The 2,680-nt window shown below is 34.0% G+C and carries 3 protein-coding genes; 2 read left to right on the plus strand and 1 reads right to left on the minus strand.

From position 1 onward, the window contains the following. The first annotated feature begins 217 nt into the window (after positions 1-217). Positions 218-442, plus strand: a complete 225-nt coding sequence (locus tag FYJ84_RS14295) for a hypothetical protein (RefSeq protein WP_154408253.1) — start codon at positions 218-220, stop codon at positions 440-442. A gap of 79 nt (positions 443-521) precedes the next feature. Further along, the gene (locus tag FYJ84_RS14300; RefSeq protein ID WP_205764296.1) at positions 522-917 is read left to right on the plus strand and encodes a tail fiber protein; all 396 of its coding nucleotides are present in this window, start codon (positions 522-524) and stop codon (positions 915-917) included. A 490-nt stretch (positions 918-1,407) separates the two neighbouring features. On the opposite strand, the gene FYJ84_RS14305 is transcribed toward FYJ84_RS14300, so the two are convergent. After that, positions 1,408-2,448, minus strand: a complete 1,041-nt coding sequence (locus FYJ84_RS14305; protein WP_154408255.1) for a Fic family protein — start codon at positions 2,446-2,448, stop codon at positions 1,408-1,410. Positions 2,449-2,680: the final 232 nt, after the last annotated feature.

Below are 2,680 nucleotides of genomic sequence, written 5' to 3' on the forward strand. Positions count from 1 at the left end.
TAAACTGTTTGTCATGTTGTTTAGCCATTCTGAAATCCTCCTCAAGATAGGTACATATATTGTACCATGTCATGAACTTATTTAGGATTTCTCATTTTGACTTGTACTATTTATATTCTAACTCCAGTATTCGCAAAGTGGTAGTATTCGATTAGACTATTCGAGAAGTATTGAAATAGGCATATATAATGTACAATTTGTAGCACCTGAAGATGGTATGATATTTTATTCTTTGCCTAATACTTGTGGGTATTTTGAAGCTCTTAAAGCCAAAATAAAAATAAATAATGTATTAATATTGGATATGTCAATGGGGGAGCATGGAGAACAAAACGGAAATGCTGTTATACCAATTTCCAAAGGTGAAATTTTTTCAACAGAAACAATCACACGAACCCCTTTCTATGTTACAAAAGCCTATTTTGTTCCTTACAAAAAATAAAAATTTTAAGTGTAACTTAGTATACTAATTTGTGAATATTATTATAATACTAGCTTCGCAAGGAAGTAATACCTTGCCTGTGGGAAGTATATTATGGTGGTACAGTTATAACATACCAGATGGATATCTATTATGTAATGGTCAATCAACAAGCAACTATCCTAAGCTCGCTGAAATAGTAGGTGCTAACGTTCCTAATTTATTAGGTAAGTTTATTTATGCTGCTGGGGATGATGAGGTGCTTGGGACAGTTGCACAAAGCAGTTCCTTTACAATGACATTTGATGGTAACTTTCCCCATATGAGGATAGGAGCTAATGAGCCAGATGACGGTCATCTCAGTGGATATTTAGCTACTCCCATAGCTGGAGCAGATGGCCATGCTGTAAATGCTATTGTAGTCGGAAATCGTACTTTTTATGGACAATATAAACCAATGCATATAGCGTGTTATCCTATTATAAAAGCACAATAATCACACAAGGCGTATTATATAATAAACTGCATAATAAGGGGGTCTATTTTCATGCGGTTGATTATCCCCACTAAAAGATGTGTATCCAATGTGACCTCCTGGACTGTATTCTGGTACACTTTTGGCATCATATGGTATTCTTTGCCCTGTAACTCCCCACGGATATACGAGTTCATCATCACCCACAAATAAATGATTATGCGATGGAATTTCATTTAACAGTAGCTGATGATAGTTTTCACCACCTATCGACCCTAATGTATATAATAAACCCGCACCAGTTAAAAATCTATCGCGTAAATCAGGTGTGCCATTAGTACCGTCACATAATACCCAGCCATGAGGTATGTCACTTAAATTGCCTGCATATGGCAGTATTGTCCCTATAGGGAGAGTATTATTTCCTTGCGAAGTAGGTAACAATAGTTGAGTTTTTAGGGATAAACAATAAAGTGCATTATCACTATACTGTGATAATGCACTTTATTGTTTATAATTTTGTGCTAGTACTATGCAATTTGTCTTGCTTTGGTAGAGTTGTTTTTGTGTTTAGGCATTCCTTGGCTTTGTGTATAATATCCAGACTATAAAGCTCATCATTTTGTGCCTGTGGTAATAATTTTTCCAACACAGGATAAATTTTATCGACATCATATCCATACTTTAGTAAGTTCTTTGTAGCTTCTGTTGCTGCTACATGGGTATCCTTTAGCTTATTGATAATATTGTTGTAACTATTAACAAATATCTTTTCTGCATCAGATGATAAATTTGTATTGGGAACCAATGTCTTATTGCTTTTATCAGTATAGTAATCTTGATACATATTGATAAACTTGTCCAAACTTTTATTAATGTTGTCTTGAACTAAATCTTTAAAAGGATTTATATCATCTCTGATAGCATAAATCTCTAATGCATTGAAATATTCATGGACATTATCTTTTTTTATATTGATAGGTGGATAATTATTTATCATTAACTGATAATTCATAATCAATCGGGCTGTTCTGCCATTTCCGTCCTGAAATGGATGTATTTTAACAAATTCAGCATGTGTCCATGCCGCTAATTCGGCTACAGAGGAAAATGACTTTATATTCATATCCTGAATAAAGTACTTCATTAGTTCCCTTACTTTTTTATAGTTTGGAGGCACATGTTGTGCGCCTCGTATGTAGACAGGAACTGTGCGATAAATTCCTCCGACACCTCTAGTGGGTACAACTCGCTCATAAATATCTTTTATCAAATTTTCAGAAAGCGGAATGTTGTTTCTAATATTTTCTTTTACATATTGCCAAGCATCGGCATGTCCTCTAATCTGATCCAATTCAAAGAGGGTTGTTTCTTTAGGAACGATGCCATCTTCAAGTATCATCTTTGTATCAATTAAAGTTAAAGTATTCCCTTCAATTGCAGTTGTATCGTGCGTAAATTCTATTGTGAAATTATCTTCCCAGTTTTTCCTTGTAAAATCATCTAATTGCTCCAATATATGGTTGTATTGTTCTAATTTCTGTTTGAGCATAATATGCCTCCCCTCTAGTATTGAATTTCATTAATTATTATACCACAAATTAAGTAACATCGCCTTCACAAACAAATTTACTATTACCTGCTTCGCAAGGAAGTATATAATGGTCCCAAGAATTTAGACCAGCACTTTATTTTTTAAGCGTGCATGATATAGTAATTAGTAACGAATGGAGGTTACTATCATGCCGAAAAGGAAATACACTGCTGAATTCAAGAGCAAGATT

It is taken from the genome of Anaerovibrio slackiae, from assembly GCF_009695585.1.
Classification (GTDB): domain Bacteria; phylum Bacillota; class Negativicutes; order Selenomonadales; family Selenomonadaceae; genus Anaerovibrio; species Anaerovibrio slackiae.